At 59.3% G+C, this 19,270-nt stretch carries 22 protein-coding genes; 6 read left to right on the top strand and 16 right to left on the bottom strand.

Annotated elements, in window-relative coordinates; all coding sequences use genetic code 11:
• Positions 1–132: 132 nt before the first annotated feature.
• From ACSBQQ_RS02595 to ACSBQQ_RS02585, 3 genes are all read left to right on the top strand, one after another.
• A complete protein-coding gene (locus tag ACSBQQ_RS02595; protein WP_060419027.1) occupies positions 133–2,505 on the top strand; it encodes a glucose/quinate/shikimate family membrane-bound PQQ-dependent dehydrogenase in 2,373 nt (790 codons plus the stop codon).
• A gap of 227 nt (positions 2,506–2,732) precedes the next feature.
• Entirely contained in the window at positions 2,733–2,918 is a 186-nt protein-coding gene (locus ACSBQQ_RS02590; protein WP_072265076.1) for a hypothetical protein, read from the top strand.
• The gene (locus tag ACSBQQ_RS02585) at positions 2,915–3,094 is read left to right on the top strand and encodes a hypothetical protein (RefSeq protein ID WP_033635123.1); all 180 of its coding nucleotides are present in this window, start codon (positions 2,915–2,917) and stop codon (positions 3,092–3,094) included. Before ACSBQQ_RS02590 ends, ACSBQQ_RS02585 begins: the two co-directional genes overlap by 4 nt.
• Here ACSBQQ_RS02585 and ACSBQQ_RS02580 read toward each other — a convergent pair.
• The 10 genes from ACSBQQ_RS02580 to ACSBQQ_RS02535 form a co-directional block, all read right to left on the bottom strand.
• Complete coding sequence (locus ACSBQQ_RS02580) at positions 3,059–3,760, bottom strand: helix-turn-helix transcriptional regulator (protein ID WP_080431110.1); 702 nt, start codon at positions 3,758–3,760, stop codon at positions 3,059–3,061. The genes ACSBQQ_RS02585 and ACSBQQ_RS02580 overlap by 36 nt on opposite strands.
• Positions 3,761–3,869: 109 nt before the next feature.
• On the bottom strand, positions 3,870–4,691 hold the full coding sequence (locus ACSBQQ_RS02575) for an MrpH family fimbial adhesin (protein WP_223181969.1): 822 nt from the start codon (positions 4,689–4,691) through the stop codon (positions 3,870–3,872).
• A gap of 73 nt (positions 4,692–4,764) precedes the next feature.
• Complete coding sequence (locus ACSBQQ_RS02570) at positions 4,765–5,307, bottom strand: fimbrial protein (protein WP_369819406.1); 543 nt, start codon at positions 5,305–5,307, stop codon at positions 4,765–4,767.
• 14 nt (positions 5,308–5,321) lie between these two features.
• Positions 5,322–5,813, bottom strand: coding sequence for a fimbrial protein (locus ACSBQQ_RS02565; protein ID WP_050438937.1), 492 nt, complete (start codon positions 5,811–5,813; stop codon positions 5,322–5,324).
• A gap of 15 nt (positions 5,814–5,828) precedes the next feature.
• Positions 5,829–6,314, bottom strand: coding sequence for a fimbrial protein (locus ACSBQQ_RS02560; RefSeq protein ID WP_223479916.1), 486 nt, complete (start codon positions 6,312–6,314; stop codon positions 5,829–5,831).
• Between the two features lie 18 nt (positions 6,315–6,332).
• On the bottom strand, positions 6,333–6,962 hold the full coding sequence (locus ACSBQQ_RS02555; RefSeq protein WP_203582615.1) for a fimbrial protein: 630 nt from the start codon (positions 6,960–6,962) through the stop codon (positions 6,333–6,335).
• A 48-nt stretch (positions 6,963–7,010) separates the two neighbouring features.
• Complete coding sequence (locus ACSBQQ_RS02550; protein ID WP_033635126.1) at positions 7,011–7,769, bottom strand: fimbria/pilus periplasmic chaperone; 759 nt, start codon at positions 7,767–7,769, stop codon at positions 7,011–7,013.
• 33 nt (positions 7,770–7,802) lie between these two features.
• Positions 7,803–10,328, bottom strand: coding sequence for an outer membrane usher protein (locus ACSBQQ_RS02545; protein ID WP_033647883.1), 2,526 nt, complete (start codon positions 10,326–10,328; stop codon positions 7,803–7,805).
• Between the two features lie 61 nt (positions 10,329–10,389).
• On the bottom strand, positions 10,390–10,935 hold the full coding sequence (locus ACSBQQ_RS02540) for a fimbrial protein (protein ID WP_033647884.1): 546 nt from the start codon (positions 10,933–10,935) through the stop codon (positions 10,390–10,392).
• Between the two features lie 91 nt (positions 10,936–11,026).
• Positions 11,027–11,551 carry a fimbrial protein gene (locus ACSBQQ_RS02535; protein ID WP_033635129.1) on the bottom strand — a complete coding sequence of 175 codons (525 nt, stop codon included), beginning with the start codon at positions 11,549–11,551 and terminating at the stop codon, positions 11,027–11,029.
• A gap of 775 nt (positions 11,552–12,326) precedes the next feature.
• Between ACSBQQ_RS02535 and ACSBQQ_RS02530 the strand changes: the two genes are divergently transcribed.
• On the top strand, positions 12,327–12,599 hold the full coding sequence (locus ACSBQQ_RS02530) for a hypothetical protein (RefSeq protein ID WP_039565339.1): 273 nt from the start codon (positions 12,327–12,329) through the stop codon (positions 12,597–12,599).
• 62 nt (positions 12,600–12,661) lie between these two features.
• Here ACSBQQ_RS02530 and ACSBQQ_RS02525 read toward each other — a convergent pair whose 3' ends face one another.
• The 3 genes from ACSBQQ_RS02525 to ACSBQQ_RS02515 form a co-directional block, all read right to left on the bottom strand.
• On the bottom strand, positions 12,662–14,095 hold the full coding sequence (locus ACSBQQ_RS02525) for an EmmdR/YeeO family multidrug/toxin efflux MATE transporter (protein WP_033647886.1): 1,434 nt from the start codon (positions 14,093–14,095) through the stop codon (positions 12,662–12,664).
• Positions 14,096–14,209: 114 nt separating this feature from the next.
• Positions 14,210–14,608 carry a type II secretion system pilot lipoprotein GspS gene (gene gspS, locus ACSBQQ_RS02520; protein ID WP_060427833.1) on the bottom strand — a complete coding sequence of 133 codons (399 nt, stop codon included), beginning with the start codon at positions 14,606–14,608 and terminating at the stop codon, positions 14,210–14,212.
• 76 nt (positions 14,609–14,684) lie between these two features.
• Positions 14,685–14,885 (bottom strand): hypothetical protein, encoded by a 201-nt coding sequence (locus ACSBQQ_RS02515; RefSeq protein ID WP_015378375.1) that lies wholly within the window; start codon positions 14,883–14,885, stop codon positions 14,685–14,687.
• A 217-nt stretch (positions 14,886–15,102) separates the two neighbouring features.
• On the opposite strand from ACSBQQ_RS02515, the gene ACSBQQ_RS02510 reads away from it, so the two are divergent.
• Complete coding sequence (locus ACSBQQ_RS02510; RefSeq protein WP_033635133.1) at positions 15,103–15,537, top strand: DoxX family protein; 435 nt, start codon at positions 15,103–15,105, stop codon at positions 15,535–15,537.
• Between the two features lie 47 nt (positions 15,538–15,584).
• Here the strand turns inward: ACSBQQ_RS02510 and ACSBQQ_RS02505 are convergent, their stop codons facing one another.
• The 3 genes from ACSBQQ_RS02505 to ACSBQQ_RS02495 all read right to left on the bottom strand — a co-directional run bounded on the left by ACSBQQ_RS02505 (position 15,585) and on the right by ACSBQQ_RS02495 (position 18,386).
• Positions 15,585–16,547: a hypothetical protein gene (locus tag ACSBQQ_RS02505; RefSeq protein WP_060427831.1), complete on the bottom strand. Its 963-nt coding sequence runs from the start codon at positions 16,545–16,547 to the stop codon at positions 15,585–15,587.
• A gap of 264 nt (positions 16,548–16,811) precedes the next feature.
• Positions 16,812–17,444 (bottom strand): helix-turn-helix domain-containing protein, encoded by a 633-nt coding sequence (locus ACSBQQ_RS02500; RefSeq protein ID WP_060427829.1) that lies wholly within the window; start codon positions 17,442–17,444, stop codon positions 16,812–16,814.
• 135 nt (positions 17,445–17,579) lie between these two features.
• Positions 17,580–18,386: an IclR family transcriptional regulator domain-containing protein gene (locus ACSBQQ_RS02495; protein WP_033635136.1), complete on the bottom strand. Its 807-nt coding sequence runs from the start codon at positions 18,384–18,386 to the stop codon at positions 17,580–17,582.
• Between the two features lie 190 nt (positions 18,387–18,576).
• On the opposite strand from ACSBQQ_RS02495, the gene ACSBQQ_RS02490 reads away from it, so the two are divergent.
• Positions 18,577–19,266 carry a 3-oxoacid CoA-transferase subunit A gene (locus ACSBQQ_RS02490; RefSeq protein ID WP_039565323.1) on the top strand — a complete coding sequence of 230 codons (690 nt, stop codon included), beginning with the start codon at positions 18,577–18,579 and terminating at the stop codon, positions 19,264–19,266.
• The last annotated feature ends 4 nt before the right edge of the window (positions 19,267–19,270 follow it).

Raw genomic sequence — 19,270 nt, 5'->3', positions numbered from 1 at the left:
GGTTAAAAAACGGGATGGGTTTTACGTCACCCTAGCGGCTTCCCGCTGAAATATTAGGGATAAACCGCGTGTTTTTTCCGATTTGGCTTAATCTCTAAATCGGGGACTTTCATTTTTGGTAAGGGTATTGCTATGCAAAATAAAGCGTCACTATCGCCGCTTATCGTCATAACGGCGCTATTTGCCGCGCTGAGCGGGCTTTATCTGCTCGGCGGCGGCATTTGGCTGGCCAAGTTGGGCGGTTCGCTGTATTACATCATCGCCGGGCTGGTGCTGCTGGCGACCTCCTGGCTGCTGTTCCGCCGCCGCGCCACCGCGCTGCTGCTGTACGCGGTATTCCTGCTGGGCACCACTATTTGGGCCCTGTGGGAAGTCGGCCCGGACTTCTGGGCGCTGACGCCGCGCCTGGACGTCACCTTCTTCTTCGGCCTGTGGCTGGTGCTGCCGTTTATCTACCGTAAGCTGGTCGCCAACGGCAAGTTCGCCTACGGTGCGCTGAGCGTGGCGCTGGCAATCACCGTCATCGCGCTGGCCTATGCCGTATTCAACGATCCGCAAGAGATCAACGGCACTCTCGACGCCGCGCAGGTGCAGCCGAAAGACGCCAACGGCGCCGACTGGCCGGCCTATGGCCGCACCCAGGAAGGCACCCGTTACTCGCCGCTGAGCCAGATCAACGACAAAAACGTTGGCCAGCTGCAAGAGATTTGGCGTTTCCAGACCGGCGATCTGAAGACCGCCAACGATCCGGGTGAGATCACCAACGAAGTCACGCCGATCAAGATCCGCGATACCCTTTACATGTGTACGCCGCACCAGAAGCTGTTCGCGCTGGATGCCGCCACCGGTAAAGAAAAGTGGAAATTTGATCCGCAGCTGAAGTACAACCCGACCTTCCAGCACATCACCTGCCGCGGCGTGTCTTACCACGAAACCGCTGCAGCCGCGGGCGCCGCCGGCGATGCCGCACCGGCGATGTGCGCGCGCCGCATCATTCTGCCGGTCAACGACGGCCGCCTGTTCGCGCTGGACGCCGACACCGGCAAACCGTGCCCGGACTTCGCCAACAACGGCGAGTTGAACCTGCAGAGCAACATGCCGTATGCGACGCCGGGCCACTACGAGCCGACTTCGCCGCCGGTGATCACCGATAAAGTGATCGTCATCGCCGGCGCCGTGACCGACAACTACTCCAACCGCGAGCCTTCCGGCGTCATTCGCGGCTTCGACGTCAACAGCGGCAAGCTGCTGTGGGCCTTCGATCCGGGCGCGAAAGATCCGAACGCCATCCCGGCGGACGAGCATCACTTCGTGCCGAACTCGCCGAACTCCTGGGCGCCGGCCGCCTATGACGCCAAGCTGGATATCGTCTATCTGCCGATGGGCGTTTCCACGCCGGACATCTGGGGCGGCGATCGCACCCCGGAAATGGAGCGCTACGCCAGCGGCCTGCTGGCGCTGAACGCCTCCACCGGCAAGCTGGCCTGGTTCTATCAGACGGTACACCACGACCTGTGGGATATGGACGTGCCGGCGCAGCCGACCCTGGCGGACATTACCGACAAGAGCGGTAAAAAAGTGCCGGTCATCTACGTGCCGACCAAAACCGGCAACATCTTCGTGCTGAACCGCACCAACGGCGAGTTGGTGGTGCCGGCGCCGGAGAAACCGGTACCGCAGGGCCCGGCCAAAGGCGACCGCCTGTCGCCGACCCAGCCGTTCTCCGAGCTGACCTTCCGTCCTGAGAAGAAACTGACCGGTGCGGACATGTGGGGCGCGACCATCTATGACCAGCTGGTCTGCCGCGTGATGTTCCACAGCCTGCGTTACGAAGGCACCTTCACCCCGCCGTCCGAGCAGGGCACGCTGGTGTTCCCGGGTAACCTCGGCATGTTCGAGTGGGGCGGCCTGGCCGTCGATACCGATCGCGAAATCGCCATCGCCAACCCGATCGCGCTGCCGTTCGTGTCCAAGCTGATCCCACGCGGCCCAGGCAACCCGATTGAGCCGCCGGAAGGCGACAAGGGCGGCAGCGGCACCGAGTCCGGCGTGCAGCCGCAGTATGGCGTACCGTTCGGCGTGACCCTGAACCCGTTCCTGTCACCGTTTGGTCTGCCGTGCAAACAGCCGGCCTGGGGTTACATTTCCGCCGTGGATCTGAAAACCAACGACATCGTGTGGAAAAAACGCATCGGCACCGTGCGCGACAGCTCACCGCTGCCGCTGCCGTTCAAAATGGGCATGCCGATGCTGGGCGGCCCGGTGACCACCGCCGGTAACGTGTTCTTCATCGGCGCCACCGCAGACAACTACCTGCGCGCCTTCAGCGTGACCAACGGTGAAAAACTGTGGGAAGCACGCTTGCCGGCCGGCGGCCAGGCGACGCCGATGACCTATGAGGTCAACGGCAAGCAGTACGTGCTGATCTTCGCCGGCGGCCACGGTTCCTTCGGCACCAAGCTGGGTGACTATCTGGTCGCTTACGCCCTGCCCGACCAGAAGTAACCGCTGCAGTTAATACCGCGCAAAGCACGCCGCAAGGCGTGCTTTTTCTTTTCCCGCCCCGCCGACTGCCCCTCGTAATACCCTTAATTTTTTCACTCTCATTATTGATAATGGTTATCATTCGCAATATTATGAGTGCGTGGCCCCGGCAGCGGCCCGAAATCCTTCTCTAGCTTAATGGGCAATACAACGATCGGCCGCCTGCGGGCGGCTTTATTCGGAGGCGCATGGTCGACCATACTCGGAAGCATCGAAAGAAAATTCTGCAAGCGGCGGTGAAGACGCGGCGCGCCGCTCTGCCGCTCGCGGCGAACTCCCCCGCCACTGCGCATTTTATTGGTTTGCCCCATCAGACGGAGGCCGTGCTGGTGCACCTGATCGGCCATGATGACGCACAAGAGGAGCATGAATGAACCTGCAGCCCTTTACCGCCATGCTGATGTTCGCCTACGTGCTGTTGATGGTGCCGCTGCTCTACATCATCGACAGCCGGCTGAGCGCCAGCAAACTGGTGCGCAAAGCCACACAAAACGTCATCATCATCGTGTTGACGCTACTGTTCTTCAGCGCGATGACGCTGCTGTATTGACGCCGCAGCGGTTCCGGCGCCAAGCCGCGCACCTGAACCGCCCCCCTCTCCTCGCGACCGCTCTACGGTTTTCAGGCCCCCTTGCCGCAGCCAGTGGTATAAATCGACGTTGCGTTTGAACCCCAGTTTTCTCATCGCTGCCTGTTTGTGGTTACTGACGGTCTTCACGCTCAACGCCAAATAACGCGCTATCGCCGTCGGCGGCATTTCCCAGGCCAGATAGCGCATCACATCCTGTTCGCGGCGGGTAATGCGCTGCCGCTCGCACCAATAACAGCGGCGCGCTTCGCTATCAGACGTCTGCAACGCCAGCGCCTGTTCCACCCGGCTCAGCACGAGGCCGATCGTATCGTTGCGAAAGATCACACCCGATTCGCTGATGCAGCGCGGCTTGTCGCGCCAACGGGTGTCATCCGGCGCACGCAGAGAAAAATTAATCTGTTTACCGCCCTCTGCGGCACACAGGCAGAATCGCGCCTGCCAATCCCTTTCCACGGACTGGAACACCATATCCGCCTGCGCCGCCGCGGCGGGATCCAGCAATCGAACCGGAATCGCCCTGCGGGCAAAATAAGACAGCAGCACCCGCTGCAGCCCTTCAATAAAAAAGCGGTCGTTATCGATGAACGCCAGGGACAGACTATTTCCCATCGGTACCTTCTCCATGAAATCTCCCTTTTCGCACCCAGATGCACGTCATCCTTTCCGCTTATCAGCGCTAACAAGACCGATGACGGCCTTGCGGTGATACGCGGCCTTAAGCGCGACCAAGCGGCTACGGCAGCGCCAGAATGGCGACCGACTGCCCAGAGTAATCACCGGCTTTGACCGTTCCGGTCACGCCGAGCGTTGAAGTGACCGGCAACGTGATGCCGCTCGTGTCGGCAGTGAACGGATACCCCTGATTGCCCAACACGCCATTGATGCGCAGCGTGCTGTAGACGCCCGAGTTGTTGCCCAGATCCAAACGGCCGCTGCTGCCGGTGCGGATATACATGACGATATTCATCTTCTGCGAACACACCACCCGCAGACTGCCGCGCGCGGTATTACCCGCCAGTTCAGTGTCCTGCAGCACGCCATGGTTCAAATCGAGCTGCTGCTCATCAATGCCGCACACCCCGACCGGCGGCGGCGCGATGCCGCAGACGCTGCTGGGCATCAGGCGCGCATTGCTCCCCGTTACCGCGGAACCGGAGCGCGTGTTGTAAAACAACCCGACGCACTCCTGAGTGATCGACTCCCCCACGTGCGAAGTGCTCCCCTGTATCGGCAACGGATAGATGCTTTGATAAAAACGGCTGAGTTCGCCCATCGTCGCCAATTGAGTAATTTGCGGATAACGCGTCGAGCCGACAACGTAGGCAGACGGTGACACCGAAGATGTGCCCCCGGTGTTGGTGCTGGTATGCCGGTGGTTAATGCCGATAGCGCAATTTGCCTGCTGATAGCAGGGATTGGGCGACAGGTCGTCCATATCCCAGCTTTCAAGCACGAACTTATAGCTAGCGTTGGAGGGAGAGCCGGTGCTTTGGGTGACGTACGAATAGATTTGTGCCGAGCACAGCCCCGGCGCCAGGCCAAGCAGTAGAGACATCCATCTGAAGTGAGCACGCTGCATCGCGTCAGGTCCTTATTCTGTTTTACCGAATACCGGGCCGGCCCGGCGTTTATTGATAGTCCAGGTTGAAAGTCGCAATGGCGTTGAACGCGCCGCGACCGATGGTCTTCTTCGCCAGCGCCTCCGGTTCGCCCCGCACATAAGCCTGCACGGCGATCACCGTACTGCCGTTCTGCAACGGGTATTTGCCGCCGGCGCTGTTGAGCGGCAATGGCCGCCCTTGCGCGGTTTCCATGCCGATGGCGATCCCGCTGGCCTCGCTGCTCGCCGCCAGCGCCAACAACCCCGGCAACTGCGGGTTTTCCTCGCCCTTGAAGGTGATCGACACCGTTTTTCCCAGACTCAGATCGCATTCGGACAGCCGCAGCTCGAACGGTTGGCTCAACGTGCGCTGATTCAGGTACAGGTATTTGTCGACCACAGTGCCGAAATCCAGTTGGATATCTTCGTCGCCCGGCTGAATGACACAGGGCTCCGCCACCAGCGCGCCGTGCATATACAGATTGTCCGCCGCTCGCACCATGCCGCTCACGCCCAGTGAAAACAGCAACAGCCCCGCCGTCGCCCAGCGGCGTCTTGGCGTCATTTTCATACGTGTTCCCTCCTTCACTGGTAGTCAGCCTGCAGGGTCGCCGTGGCGTCGAACGCCCCTTCCGTCAAGGTTTCCCCCGCCTTGCCGACCGGCACCGCTTCCAGCACCGGCGGCTTGAGCGGATCGATGGGCAGCGAACTGCCCACTTTGAATGGCGCGGCATTTTGGTAAATGCGAATGCCCAGATAACGGTGGTTGGTTTGCACCGCCGCCTCATCGAAAGAGGTCGCCGTGCCGTTCAGGCGCAACATCATGTCCCACTTGCCGATCCCCGGCTCGCAGGTAATGCGATAGCCGATGGTTTGCCGGTAATTCACGCCGTCGACCTTATTGATACCGACGCGATCGCCGAAATCCACATCGATCACGCCATCATCGTTGATGGTGCAGGGCGGCGGCTCGATCAGCGTGCCGCGGAACTGCATATCGACCGTTTTTTCCGCCCAGGCGAAGTGGCACACCACGCCGGCGCACAGCAGCACGCTCGCCGTTAAACGCTGTTTCATGCTCTAGCTCCTGCGTTACTGATAGTCCACTTTCATCGTCGCGCCGGCGGTGAATTCGCCCGCCGTCAGTTTGGCAGTGGCCGATTTCACCGGCACCGCCTCAAGCGTCGGCGTGACGGGATAGGTAAAACTCAACCACTGATTGATCGGCCAGCGGCCGCCCCCGTGAAGCAGCGCGATGCCCAGTCCGTCCTGGCTGGTGCGCAACAATTGACCGTCGAAACCGGCCGCCGCCCCCTGAACCTGCAGTTTGAGAGCGTTGCTGCTCTGCCCGTTGCACGTCAGCGTATAGTTCACCGGCCGCCGATAGTTGCTGCCGTCGATCCGGGTGGTCATCACTTCATCGCCGAAATTCACCTCGATAGGCTGCCCACCGTTGATAACGCAGGGAGGGGAAAGCACGGTGACCCGCACGTTCACCAGGGTGTTCGCCTCAGCCGACAGTTGAACCAGCGCCAACAGCCCCGCCAGCCAGAGCGCCGTTCGGCTTCGTTTCATCATCTGCGCCATCTCGCCGCCTCAGTCATAACTCAGCCTAAAATCCACCGCCGCCCGATAAGCGCCGGCCATCAACGGCGCCGCGGTTCGCTCCGGCGCGACGGTGTAGCTCAAGGTATTCTGCCCAGGCGTCAGCATCAGCGGCTCACCGCGGCTGCCCAGGCGAACATCGTGGCCGCGGCCGTCCAGCAGGCGCAGCCCCAGACCAGACACGCCCTGCGCTTTCACCAACTGTGGGTTGTCCATATCCGCCGGCGCGCCGAAGCTGACCGTCACCGCCGGTTGGTTCGGCGCCCAGGTCAGTGCGCCGGTGCGCGCATCGCGCTGGCTGGTCGAGGCGCGCAGACAATCTTGCAGACGCAGCTCGAACGCCACCGGCAGCCCGCGATCGCCGGCCTGCCGCAAGCGTGCGGTGCCGGTTTCCCCCAGCCAAATATCCTGCCGCGCGCTGGTCATCTCCAACCGACAGGCACTCTCCGTCAGCGCGCCGCGCACCTGCAACACGCCGTTGGCGCCTTCCACCTGCCAGTTGTCGGCCGCGACGGCTTTCGGCAATAGCAGCGGCAACATCAGCGCCAGGCCGCCCATCGCGGCGTAATAGCGCCATTCGCAGCGCTGCGGCAGGCTGTCCTTTTTCAGTTTTCGTTTCATCCTTTGCACCTGAGTCACTCTCCCGTCGATAACGGCCTGAACAGAGGGTTATGAAGCCGGTTTCTTTTCCGGCACCACTTTGCAACTGCCGCCGCTGCAGCTGAAACTGAGCTGCGGCCGGCCGCCGTAGTCGTTGATATAGGTCAGCACCGGGCTGCCGCCCAGGGCCGCCGCGCTCACGGTCAGCCGCGCATTGCTCTTGGGCGCGATCATGAAGGGCTCGAAACCCTGCGCGCCTTCGCCGTGCTTTTTGCTCCCGGCATCGACAATGGTGATGTAATAAGGGGTCGGGTTATTGACCTGATAGCCGTCTCCCTGCCGCGTCAGTGTCAGTTGCTCTTGCCACGGCGTCGCCATGTCGGCGCGGCTCGGCACGATCGCCGTCGGCCGGTAAAACAGCTTGATGCGCGTTTGCAGCGCGATCTGCAGCGTGTTCGGTTTGTCGCTCTTCGGCGGGATCTCGCGCAAATTGAAGTAGTACAGGCTCTCGCGATCCTGCGGCAGCTGTTTGGCCGCCGGCAGCGCCTGAATCTTTATCTGGCTCGGTTTGCCCGGCTCGATGCGCTGCACCGGCGGCAGCACCACCAGCGGGCTCTGAATCTTGTTGCCCTGTTCGTCCTCCAGCCAACCCTGCGCCAGATACGGCAGCTGTTTGTTCTGGTTGCTGAGGTTCAGGCTGACCGAGCTCTGGCCGCCGTCAAAGATCACCCGGGTGCGATCGAGCGCGATCGCCGCCGATGCCTGCTGCGACATCGCTGTGCTCAACAGGGCGATCGCCGCCGCGGTCTTCAGGGAAATGTTCTGCATGTTGTCGATTACTCCAGATTCAGAATGATGAATTTATTCAGCCGGGGCGAGCGGCCGGCAAGGCAGCAACAATGTGCGCATCAGCATGTCGGCCGGCAGCGAAGACGGCAGCTGTATTTGGCACTGTGCGGCACCATTCCAGTGGACCGTCATGGTTTCACCGGCGTTGATGCCGCTCAGGTAGACGCTGCCGCCGTCGTTGACGATGCCGGTTTCCTGTTTGCGGGCGTTCAACACCGTAGCGCCGAACGGCGGCGTACTGCCGTCCGCCAGTTTGACGATCGCCATTGCCTTCTCACCGGCGATCACATCGAACTTGCGGTAGCCAATCGCCCCTTCCGTCAGGGTGGCCTGCACCACCGATCGGGTGGCCTCGGCGTTGTCTCCCAGCTTGTTCAGATCGATGCTGGCCTTGTTGCGGTAATAGCTGTTGACGTCCGCCACCACCGCCTTGCCGAAGCGGTTGGTGCTCACGGTGCTGCCGTAGCCGCGCACCGGTACCCCGGCTACGCCGTTGGTGTCCAGCAACAGGCGCGTACCGCCCATAACGGTAGAGCGATGCAGCGCGCCGCCTTCCTGCGTGACGGTCATCCCTCCCTGCGCGGACAGGCCAACGGCGCTGTAGCGCCCGGCCTGATAGCTGGCGTTGGCGCTCAGACGCGCCACGTCGCCCTCGTGGTTGTAGTAGCCGTTCAAATTGGCGCCGCTACGCGCGCTGCCGGCGCTCACCTGATAGTTGTTGTGTTCGTCGACGCGGTTGTAGTACCCCACGCGATGAGTGTTGTCGTTGCGATTCACCGTGGTGTTGTAGCTGAGAGTGGCACCATTGCCCCACGGCATTGACAGCGACAGATACATGCCGTCGTCGTTGGTCTCGTTGTAACGGTTGCGATAAGCCGACAACGACAGGCTCAGGTTTTTGAAGTCGCCGATGTCGAAATAGCGCGACGCCGTCAGGCTGTAACGGTCATTGGCCGGGCGATCCCAATAAGTCTGATGGTTGTAGTTGAGGTAGGTGCTCAACCCCCAGTCGCGGAACTGCTTGTTAAAGGTGATGGTGTACATCTCCTTGTTGTTGCCGACCCGATTACCGTAATAACGCGCGTCGAGGTATTCGCTCATGCTCATGTAGTCTTCTTGCGAGAAACGGTAGCCGGCGAAGGTGACCTGGCTGTCCAACTCATCGAAGGTTTTCGAATAGCTCACCCGGTAAGAACCGCCGCTCAGCGTTTTTTCCTGCTGCGGCAGGCGCGCCCGCGATTGGGTGGCGTCGAACGACAGCGCGCCGAACATCATCAGATCGCGCCCCACGCCCAGCGAAAGGGCGTTATAATCGCCGCCCGCCAACGCGCCGCCATACAACGACCAGCCGTTGCTGATGCCCCATGAGAATTCGCCGGTGCCAAACAGCGGCCCGCGAGCGTGGTGTTGCCAGTCGGACGGCTTGCCCGCCGCCAGTTTGAAACGCCACGAGCCCGGGCGGGTCAGATACGGAATGCTGGCGGTGTTCATCTTGAACGCCTGTACGCTGCCGTCCTGTTCTTCCACCCGCACATCCAACTCGCCGGAGATGGCGTCATTGATGTCCTGAATACGGAACGGCCCCGCCGCCACCTGGGTTTCATAAATGACCCGCCCCTGCTGACTGATGGTCACCTTGGCGTTGGTTTTGGCCACGCCGACCACCTCTGGCGCATAGCCGCGCAGGTTGGGCGGCAGCATATTGTCGTCGGAGACCAGACTCGCGCCTGAAAAACGGAAGCTCTCGAAAATGCCCGAATCCAAATAGTCTTCACCCAGCGTCAGGCGCGAACGCAGCGCGGGGATGGCGCGGTAGGCGTAATAGCGGCTCCACTCCAACTTCTTATCGGTAGGCTGCCCGACACCGGTTTGATGGTTAAGCTGCCCCTGCCAGTCGGCGCGCAGACGCCAGGCGCCGAGATTGGCGCCGGCGGTACCGTTGCCGCTGACGCTATACTCGCGAGTGCCCTCCTTTTGCTGATGCCGGCTTTGAGCATTGAGGTTATAGTCGAACAACAATCCCGGAATGCCCTCATCCCAGCGCGACGGCGGATCCCAGTCTTCCGAGCTGTACTCCATATAAGCCTGCGGCACGCTCAGATAGAGCGCAGCCGTCGCAAGATCGCCGCGCGACGCCATGCCCTTCAGGCTGGATTCGTCCAGACACTCACCCTGATGCCACCAGCTGAGCGATCGCATCATCTCTTGCTTCAGCCCCAATTGTTCGACCAACGCTTTGGTGATGCAGGCCCGGCTGCCGTCCGGATCGCTGTCCGGCGGATAAAACGATATTTTTTGCTCCGGCAGTTCGTTTTTATTGATATGAACCACCATGCTGTAACTCCCCGGCATAATGTAGCCGCTGCGGGAAAATTGGCTTAGGTCGATATTTTTCCGATCGTTAACATCCAGAATGTCGGTATTAAATTGAATACCGTCTTCAGCGTAAACACGCGTTGATGAACTTCCCAGTGCCAGCGTGATACATAACCCCAAAACCTGAAATCGAAATAGCTTCCCAGCAGGTGATAACATCATATCCCTAACCTTTATCGTATATTTCCGTCGTTGCGGCCCACCGTAAGCCGTAATAAAAACTTCAGTAATAATCCAGCTTGAAGCGCACCGCAGAAAAATAGCTTCCGGCATGCAGCGGTTGCTTATTGGCAACCAGCTTGATGGAATAGTTGAGCGACATGCTTCCTGGTGAAATATCGCCACGCGGCAAAGGCACACCGGGCGCCGCGATATTCCCTTGGCCATCGGATATTTGCAGCGCCACACCCTTCGCGTCTCCGCGCACGCCGAATAACTCGCCATCGGCATCGCCGTCAAAAACAACCTGGAATTGCTTCCAGTTCGGCAAATTGGGCTTTGGCCGTTCAAACGTGCAGTTGATTAATTCGATGGTGAATGGGCGCGTATTGCCCTGTCCATCGCGCGCAATATTTCCCAGCGGCAACACATCCATATCGATAGTCTGATCGCGACTGCCGGCGGCAATGGCGCAAGCGGTATCGATAATGGCTCCTTGCATATTCACTCGCCCCCATCCCTGAACCTTGGGAGCAGCCTGAGTGGCCGGAATAACTAGCATGGTCATCAATATGCAAGGAGACACTAAATGGTAAATAAACCGGTTCATTGAATACCCCTGACAAATACCCTTCATCCTGGGAAAATGCATGCGGGATATCCCGCATGCATAAAAGACGTCACGCTAATGGCGATGAGACTTATTGGTAAGCCAGTTTGAAATCGGCTACGGCGGTGAAATCACCTGGAACCACGGTGGCGGAAGCGCCGTCACCCTGCAGGTAAGCGGCGAAGCGCAGCGTGTTGTTGCCGTCGTTCAACGTCTGAGGAGCCGTTGCGGTGCCCAGTTTGATCGGATTGCTCGCCATGTCGGTAATGGCGATGCTGGCGCCGCTGGCGGTACCGATGATGCCCAGCAGATCAGGATTCGCGGCAGAAGCCTTGCCGTCAAAAGTGGTGGTGACGGTTTTCAGCGTGGAGGTGTCGCACTGTTCCAGTTTAATATCGAACTGACGCGGCGCTGATTTGCCGCCATTTTTCAGCGCGACATTGGAAATCTGCCCCATTTCCACAGTTTGATCGACCGATTCAGGCGCAATGGAGCAAGGAGCATCAATAATAGAACCGGTAAAAGTCACTTTGCCATGACCCTGATCGGCGGCATTCGCCAGAGAAGACACGCCAAACGCCAGAACAGTTGCCAGCATGATTTTGTTCAGTTTCATAATTCACTTATTCCTTTAATATTGTGTAAAAAGCGCAGGATTGCTCCCGTTCCTTTAACAGCCATTTATACATTCCAGAATGAATAACGGTATTACTCTTCGCCAAAAAGAAAGACGTCGCAATTGTGAAATCGCGACTATCAATTCATTACCACCCAATTAGGGTTATAAACGAATAGCTAAACAGGCAAAAGAAAAACACGCTTAAATAAAGATCGTCTAAAGACTTACCCTTCAGAGACATTTAAAATAAGTTCCGTCTTACCCGCTCATTTTGGCCTGGTTATTCTTACAAAAACACTCACACCTTGGAAAGCCATTTTAATCAAAACCAATAAATACAAAATATAAGCCCAAAAACCACGAGGCGAATATATTTTTGCGAGACAACAGATCGTAAAAGCAATAACACCAGTCAATTGTATCGAAAAACATATTTTCCACGACATTAACGATCGCCATTTTGCTATTTGCGTTATAATGCGCCGACAAAGAGAAGGAAGACTTAACGATCCGAACAGGTGAAAACCAGGCTCGGAAGTACACCATGGAGCAAAACAATGAAATACAGCCAATTCACACAGCCGGCCGGGCCCCCGGCAACGGCATTCTCCATCCTGCCCCTTGCGCGCCGCCGGGTTATAGCGGCGAAAATATCAGGTTCAGACGGCCGTCCGGGAATAGCTCAGGAGCGTCTTGTCGGCAACCGGCACTATTCTCTGACCCATCTTTTACCGCTATATCAAAACTCACCTGAAGTTTAAGGGAGGCTTACATGGCAAAACGCATCTCAAAACAACAAGAATTGCAGAACCTGCAGCAACATTTACTCACGACGCTACACAACCTGTGCCCTTCAGCCATGGAAACGCCGCCGCCGCCGCCCGGCGAATGGCCCACCACACGCCAATTGGCCGAGTCCAACGACTTGACGATTTATCAGGCGCGCAATTTGCTGCTGAGCCTGGCGGGCAAGGGAAAAGTGCTGGTCACCCAAGGCCCTGTCAATAACTCACTGCGCTGGTATCCTTCGACTCACCACTCCTGACGACGCCATTTTCTTGCCGGCGGCCGTTCAATCGGCGCCGGCAGTTTCCCGATAATACACGGTCAACCTTTCCTCTCTCGCCTCATCCGCGGATATTTCCACAGCCAGCGCCCGCTGACCATGCGCCAATAGAACAAGGCGCCGCGCACCGCCCAATCAAGGAACATCCCCAACCAGACGCCCACCACGCCCATGCCCAGTTCAATGCCCAGCGCGTAGCCCGCCACCACGCGGCAACCCCACATGCCCAGCATCGTCACCCACATGGCAAAGCGGGCATCGCGCGCGCCTTTCAGCCCGGCAGGCAACACCCAGGAAGCGGCCCAGATCGGCATAAAGGCGGCGTTGAGCCAAATCAGGGTTTTCACCACCGATTTCACGTCATCCTGCGAGGTATAAAACGCGGCGAATACCCCGGCCAGCGGCGCCGTGCCCCAGGCGATGGCGGTTAGCCCAAGGGTAGACAGCCAGAAAATATGGCGCAGCTGCCGCTCCGACTGGCCGATCTCGCCTTTGCCGAGCCGCCGGCCGACGATGATGGTCGAGGCCGATCCCAACGCGTTGCCCGGCAAGTTGATCAACGAAGCGATGGAGAAGGCGATGAAGTTACCGGCGATCACGTTGGTGCCCATGCCGGCGACGAACATCTGCGTCAACAGCTTGCCGCCGTTGAACAACACCGATTCAACGCTGGCGGGAATGCCGATCCCCAGCACTTCCCACAGGATGCTCATCTTCAGCGGCGTGAAATAGCTTTTCAGCGTGATGTGCAGCGCCGGGTTAAAACCGATCGCCAGCACATAGAGAATGGCGATGGCGCCGATATAGCGGGAAATCGTCAGCCCCAGCCCCGCGCCGACGAAGCCCAGCCCGTGCCAACCCAGCATGCCGTAAATCAGAATGCTGCTGATGATGATATTGAGGATATTCATGCCGCCATTGATCAGCAGCGGGATCTTGGTGTTGCCCGCGCCGCGCAGGGCGCCGCTGCCGATCAGCGCAATCGCCGCCGCCGGGTAGCTCCACACCGTGGTCTGCAGGTAAGAGAGCGCCAGCGCTTTCACTTCCGGCGAGGCCGCGCCGGCGATCACATCGATGATCGGTTCGCCCGCCAGATGAATGCCCGCCGCCAACAGCAGCGCCACGCCGGTCATCAAGACCAGCGACTGACGCGCCGCCGCCCGCGCCCGCCTGCGATCCCGCTTGCCGAGGCTGAAGGCCACCACCACGGTGGTGCCGAGATCCACCGCGGCAAAAAAGGCGATGATCACCATGTTGAAGCTGTCCGCCAGCCCCACTCCGGCCATCGCCTCTTTGCCGAGCCAGCTCACCAGAAAGGTGCTCAGCACCCCCATCAGCAGCACGCAGGCGTTCTCCAGGAAGATCGGCACCGCCAGCGGCGTGATCTCGCGCCAGAACAGCACGCGGTAGCTTTTCCGTTTGGCGTACCAGGGCGTATTTTCCACGCGCTGACGCAGGGCGGCATACAGGTTCAAGGTGGGCTCGGTGGATAAAAGTGAAACATCATTTCAAATGATGATCGATAAATCGTTATCCTGCAAAGAATTTTTGGGCACCCGTGACGAGCGCCCGACAGGCTTGCCGCAACGCTACTCCATGTAGTCTTCCTGATCGGCCTGCGCCGCCGCGATAAAGCTCGCGGTGCTGCGGCTGAGCGTGGCGCATTTATCCGTCAGCAGCTGATTATCCTGTTGCAGAGCCAGATAGCGCGCCTGGGTGAGCGCCGGCAGCTGCCGATACCCTGCCGCATGCGTGTCCCAGCCGCGGTGCTGCGCCGTACGCATCGCGGTGCGCTGCAATTTCACATCGTCCGGCACTTCGCTGCGCCCGCACGCCACGCGCAGGAAATGCCCGCCGGCCAGCATCAGAGCGATGTGATCCAACTGCGCCTGCAGCGGCGGCGCCGGTTTATGCGCCGTCTGCTGACAACCCGCAAGCAGCAGCAACGCCACCGCGCCGCAAAGAGAAGTGCGAAACAGAGTAGACATGGGCGCTCCCGGAAACCTGTGGGTGATGCAATGATCTTAGGTGAGCGGATGCCGGGCGGCAAGGCAGGCTACACGCTTAGCGCCGGCCGCTGCTGACCTTGGTGGCGCGGGCGGGGTTGCCGGCGACGAACTCCAGCGTGGGGGAATAGTAAAACGGCAGCCAGGCGTTATAGCCGCTCTCCCACTCCCATTTGACCGGGCAGGGCCACAGCATGTCTTCATGCAGGATGTAATAGATCCACCGCCCGGGCGGACGGCGCGGTTTGCGCGTTTTCATAGCGGGTTCGACGGCCTGATGGAATGCGATAGGGTGAACTGCTGCATTTTACCGCGATTTGGGTCGCGGGGACAGCCTGCGTTGCCGTGCGCAATGCCCGCCGAACCTCGCCCGCTGATTCGGCGTAAAGCCCGCCGTTTTACTGATCCAGAACATCTTTCGCATTCACCTTGCTGATATATTGATTGAAAATCATTCCTATTCAGGAGGAAAGGTCATGGTTAAGTCACTGAATGCGGCATTCACGCGCCTTTTTGATCGTCCGGACGCCGGCAAGTTGGCGCTCAGACTGACCTTCGGCGGGCTGATGCTGTTTCACGGCGTGGCGAAAATTCAGCATGGCGTCGGCTGGATCGCCGATGCGTTACAACAACAGGGGCTGCCTGCCTTCATCGCCTATGGCGTGTATGTTGGGGAGATCCTGGCGCCGATACTGATCGTTTTGGGGCTGTTCACCCGCCCCGCCGCGCTGGTTTACGCCCTCACGCTGGTGGTGGCGTTTCTGATGGTGGGCACCGGCAAGGTGTTTACCGTCACCGACGTCGGCGCCTGGGGAATTGAAAACGAACTGGTGTTCTTTATGGGTGGGGTCGTCATCCTGCTGCTGGGCAGCGGGAAATACGCGATCGCGCGCAATGAAGCCTATCGGTAAGCGGCACTATAGAGGAGGTTCCTGATTCGAACCTCCTTTTTGCATGCCTAAGGTTTGGCAAGCAGCGTGTTCGCCATGAAAGACAGTAAGGCGGTCGATTGAGGGTAGGCTGCACGGTTCTCGGTAACCTCGCGATCAAACCGCCAGTTCATGATGTAAACCACAGGCGCATTGGGATATTGGTTAATAAAATCCCAATACAGTTGAATTTGCGCATGCAGTTGCTGGTCGTTCATTCCTAACGATGCCGTGGAAGGCGGTACCAACACCCACTTTTGTCCGGCTGCGCTTATCGGCGCCAGGCGGTTGTAGGTACTCCACATATCCGCCACCGACCAGTTGTAGTTATCCACCCCAACCCAATCGGGCGTGCTTTTTACGTTGGCCGGACACGCGGTCGCAGGCGCGCCCTGCTGTATTTCACGGATCCATTCGGCGTTGTTGGCATGCCGGTAGGACAAGATGGTGTAGATGGGGATCGCGACGCCATACTGCTGCATGGCCTGCCGCAGGGTGCAAACATAGCTTGAATATTGGTAAGCGTCGTATTTCCCCGCGGTCTGTAACGCGGGAACGTCGAATGGCTCATCGATAAAATAAATGGCGCCGGGCTTATGTTTGGCTTCGACGATCTTTTTCACCGCCGTCCAAATGGCGTTCCAGGAACCCGCGGCCTGACAACTGCCGTTCGAGTCTGCGCCAGGGCAGATATCGATAAACGGCGATCCCGAGACCGCACCCGAACCAGCCTGAATGTTCACGGCGCAGGTGCCACCGGCGCAAACGGGCAGATTGAGGCTTGCCAACGTGTGCACCACGTTCAGATTGGTCATACTGAAGCCGGTGCCGGTAATCGCCTTAAGCGCCTCTGTGGCGCTGAAAGACGGCGTGGCAGTTTCATAAAAGTCCAGCCAGTCATAGCCGTAATACTTGATATTGGCGTTGGGGCCCGCCGCCAGAGCGTTGGCGCCGATCAGGCACCAGCACAGCAGTGCAAAACGTTTCAGCATACTCTTCTCCTTCAAACCCTCGTCGATGTTAGCCAAAGGTGGGCGGCAAACGGCGCCGACCACCGGAAACACCATCGTGACACCGGCTATCGACGATGGCCCGCCGTCTGTGTTGTGCCGCTGCAGAACGAACGCTGAGTCAGGTCGTCGCGTCGGTTTTCTTACCGAACGGCGAGGAGATGCGGGTAAAAAAGGATCGTAGAAGAGCCAGGCGGAGACCGGCGGGAATCAAGCCTCATAATATAAACCGCCGGCTATCGGCCATTAACTCTCGGCCAGGCGGTACACCGGGACCTTGCGCGTCGTGCCGGTCAGGGTGTCGAAGATCTCGGTTTCCGCCGTCACTATCGCCATGCCGGTTTTTCTTAGCCTGCGCACCTCGGCGGCAATGCGCTGGATGCCGAACCAGAACAATCCATCCAGCGCCGTTACCGGCAGCCCCTGCTCCAGCGCCAGCTTGAGCCGCTCACGCGGCGCTTTGAGCGCCTTGGCGATTTCCCGGTAAGGCAGCGCGTCCACGCCCGACGCCGAGGTTCGATGAATACGGGTCGACAGGCTGTACTGAAAGGCCTCCGGCACGTCGCTCAAATCGCTTTTCAGGCTGTAGACACAGCCGAAACGCTTGCCGTTGAACACCACATTTTTTTGACTTATCGACAACTCATCGCGCAGGCCGGCGATCAGCTGCGGCGCCCGCACCAGCAATAAGCGAAACGGCAATTCGAAACTGGTCACATAGTCCACGTTGAGCAGCGCAATGCGCAGACGCTCTTCCGCCCCGGCCTGCGTCTCGCGGCACTCGTTCAGCACCTCACGCCACTGGTGCGCAAGCCGCGGGGCCTCATCCAGCGGCGCGAAATGGTATTTCTCGATGTGATAGTCGATTTTCTCGTTCATGTCCGTTGGCCCCCGCGTCAGTCATCTTTGCCAACAGCAAATTACCTTACCCACGGGCAACAGTACAACACCGCATGACTCACCTGGCGCGGTAAAAAACCGGCGTTAACTCCGGCAGGTACCCAAAGTTCAAGATTAATCGTGCAACAGCAGCGATATCTCTTCGGCGGCCGAGCGCAATAAAGGCAAGTGGTGCTGATACAAACGCTCTGCGGAAACCTGGCTGGCATGCACACCGACGTTCAACGCCGCGGCGATACGGCCGTCCGGCGTGGTGAGCGGCACCGCCAGTGAACGCAGGCCAATCTCCAGTTCCTGATCGTTGATGGCATATCCCTGCTGACGCACGCGCGCCAGCTCTTCCCGCAATGCGCTAACGCTCACCAGGGTATGGCTGGTGTAACGCAGTTGCGTCAGCCGCGCCAAATAGTCATTCAACGGCTCATTGGCGAGCCCGCTCAGCAGAACCCGCCCCATCGACGTCGTGCTGGCAGGTAAGCGACTGCCGACGTGCAAATCGATGGTCATGATCCGCGAAGTCGATGCGCGGGCGATATAAAGAATGTCATCACCGTCCAATATGGCCATGGAACAGGACTCATTGAGCGTCTGGCTGAGTTGCCTCAACACCGGTTGCGCGGCGTTGGCCAACGGCGAAGCCGCCAGCCAGTTATGGCCCAGCGACAAGACGCGCGGGCGCAGCTCATAATTCTTGCCGTCTTCCGCGTACACAAAGCCCAGCTTACTCAGGGTATAAAGGCAGCGGCGCACCGCCGCGCGCGGAATGCCGGTACGCTGGCTAATCTGCGATACCGACATCAGCCGCCGCTGCGGCGTAAAAGCCTGCAGGACTTCCAATCCTCGCGCCAAAGAGGCCATAAAGTCGGGATCCCCCTTCCAGGGATCGGTGCTGCTGCGCGTAATTTCCTGTCCTTTTTCCATTCTCGTTACCCCGCTGTCTGCCTGAAATTTCGGTGTGCCGACGATCACAGCCTGCGAACCTTTGTTAAACAATAGCCGATAATCGCACACTTTTTCGATAATCGGTATTGTTTGCCTGAAAGGGACGATCTACTTTTCCCATTGACGATAGACACTCCCCCCGGCGGGCATCGAACAAAAGGAACAACAGATGATCGATAAAAGTGTGGCCACCCTGGAAGATGCCGTGTCCATCATTCCGGACGGCGCGAGCATCATGATTGGCGGCTTTGGCCCCGCGGGACAGCCGCTGGAACTGATCGATGCGCTGATTGGACGCGGTGCCCGCGAGCTGACGGTAATCAGCAATAACGCCGGCAACGGCGACAGCGGCCTCGCGGCGCTGCTCAAGACCGGCTGTGTGCGAAAGATGATTTGCTCCTTCCCGCGCCAGGCCGATTCGTGGGTCTTTGACGATCTTTATCGCCGCGGCGCGATCGAACTGGAACTGGTGCCGCAGGGCAACCTCGCGGCCCGCATGCAGGCCGCCGGCAGCGGGTTGGGCGGCATTTTCACCCCAACCGCCTTTGGCACGCCGCTGGCGCAAGGCAAAGAAACGCGTGAAATCGACGGGCGTCATTACGTGTTTGAAACGCCCTTAAAGGCGGATTTCGCCTTGATAAAGGCCCATCGGGGTGACCGCTGGGGCAATCTGGTTTACCGCAAAGCGGCGCGTAATTTTGGCCCGGTGATGGCGATGGCCGCCGCCACGACGATAGCGCAGGTCGCTGAATTGGTGCCGTTGGGCGCACTGGATCCGGAAAACGTGATAACGCCGGGCATCTTCGTCCAGCGCCTGGTGGCGGTGGCGCGCCCCGCGACCTTTTCCCTCTCTGCCTGAGGAG

Origin of the sequence: Serratia sp. G204Y, from assembly GCF_051172435.1 — a bacterium.
Classification (GTDB): Bacteria; Pseudomonadota; Gammaproteobacteria; order Enterobacterales; family Enterobacteriaceae; genus Serratia; species Serratia sarumanii.
Note: the sequence above shows the minus strand (reverse complement) of the source record. Positions and strands in the feature narration are given on the sequence as shown.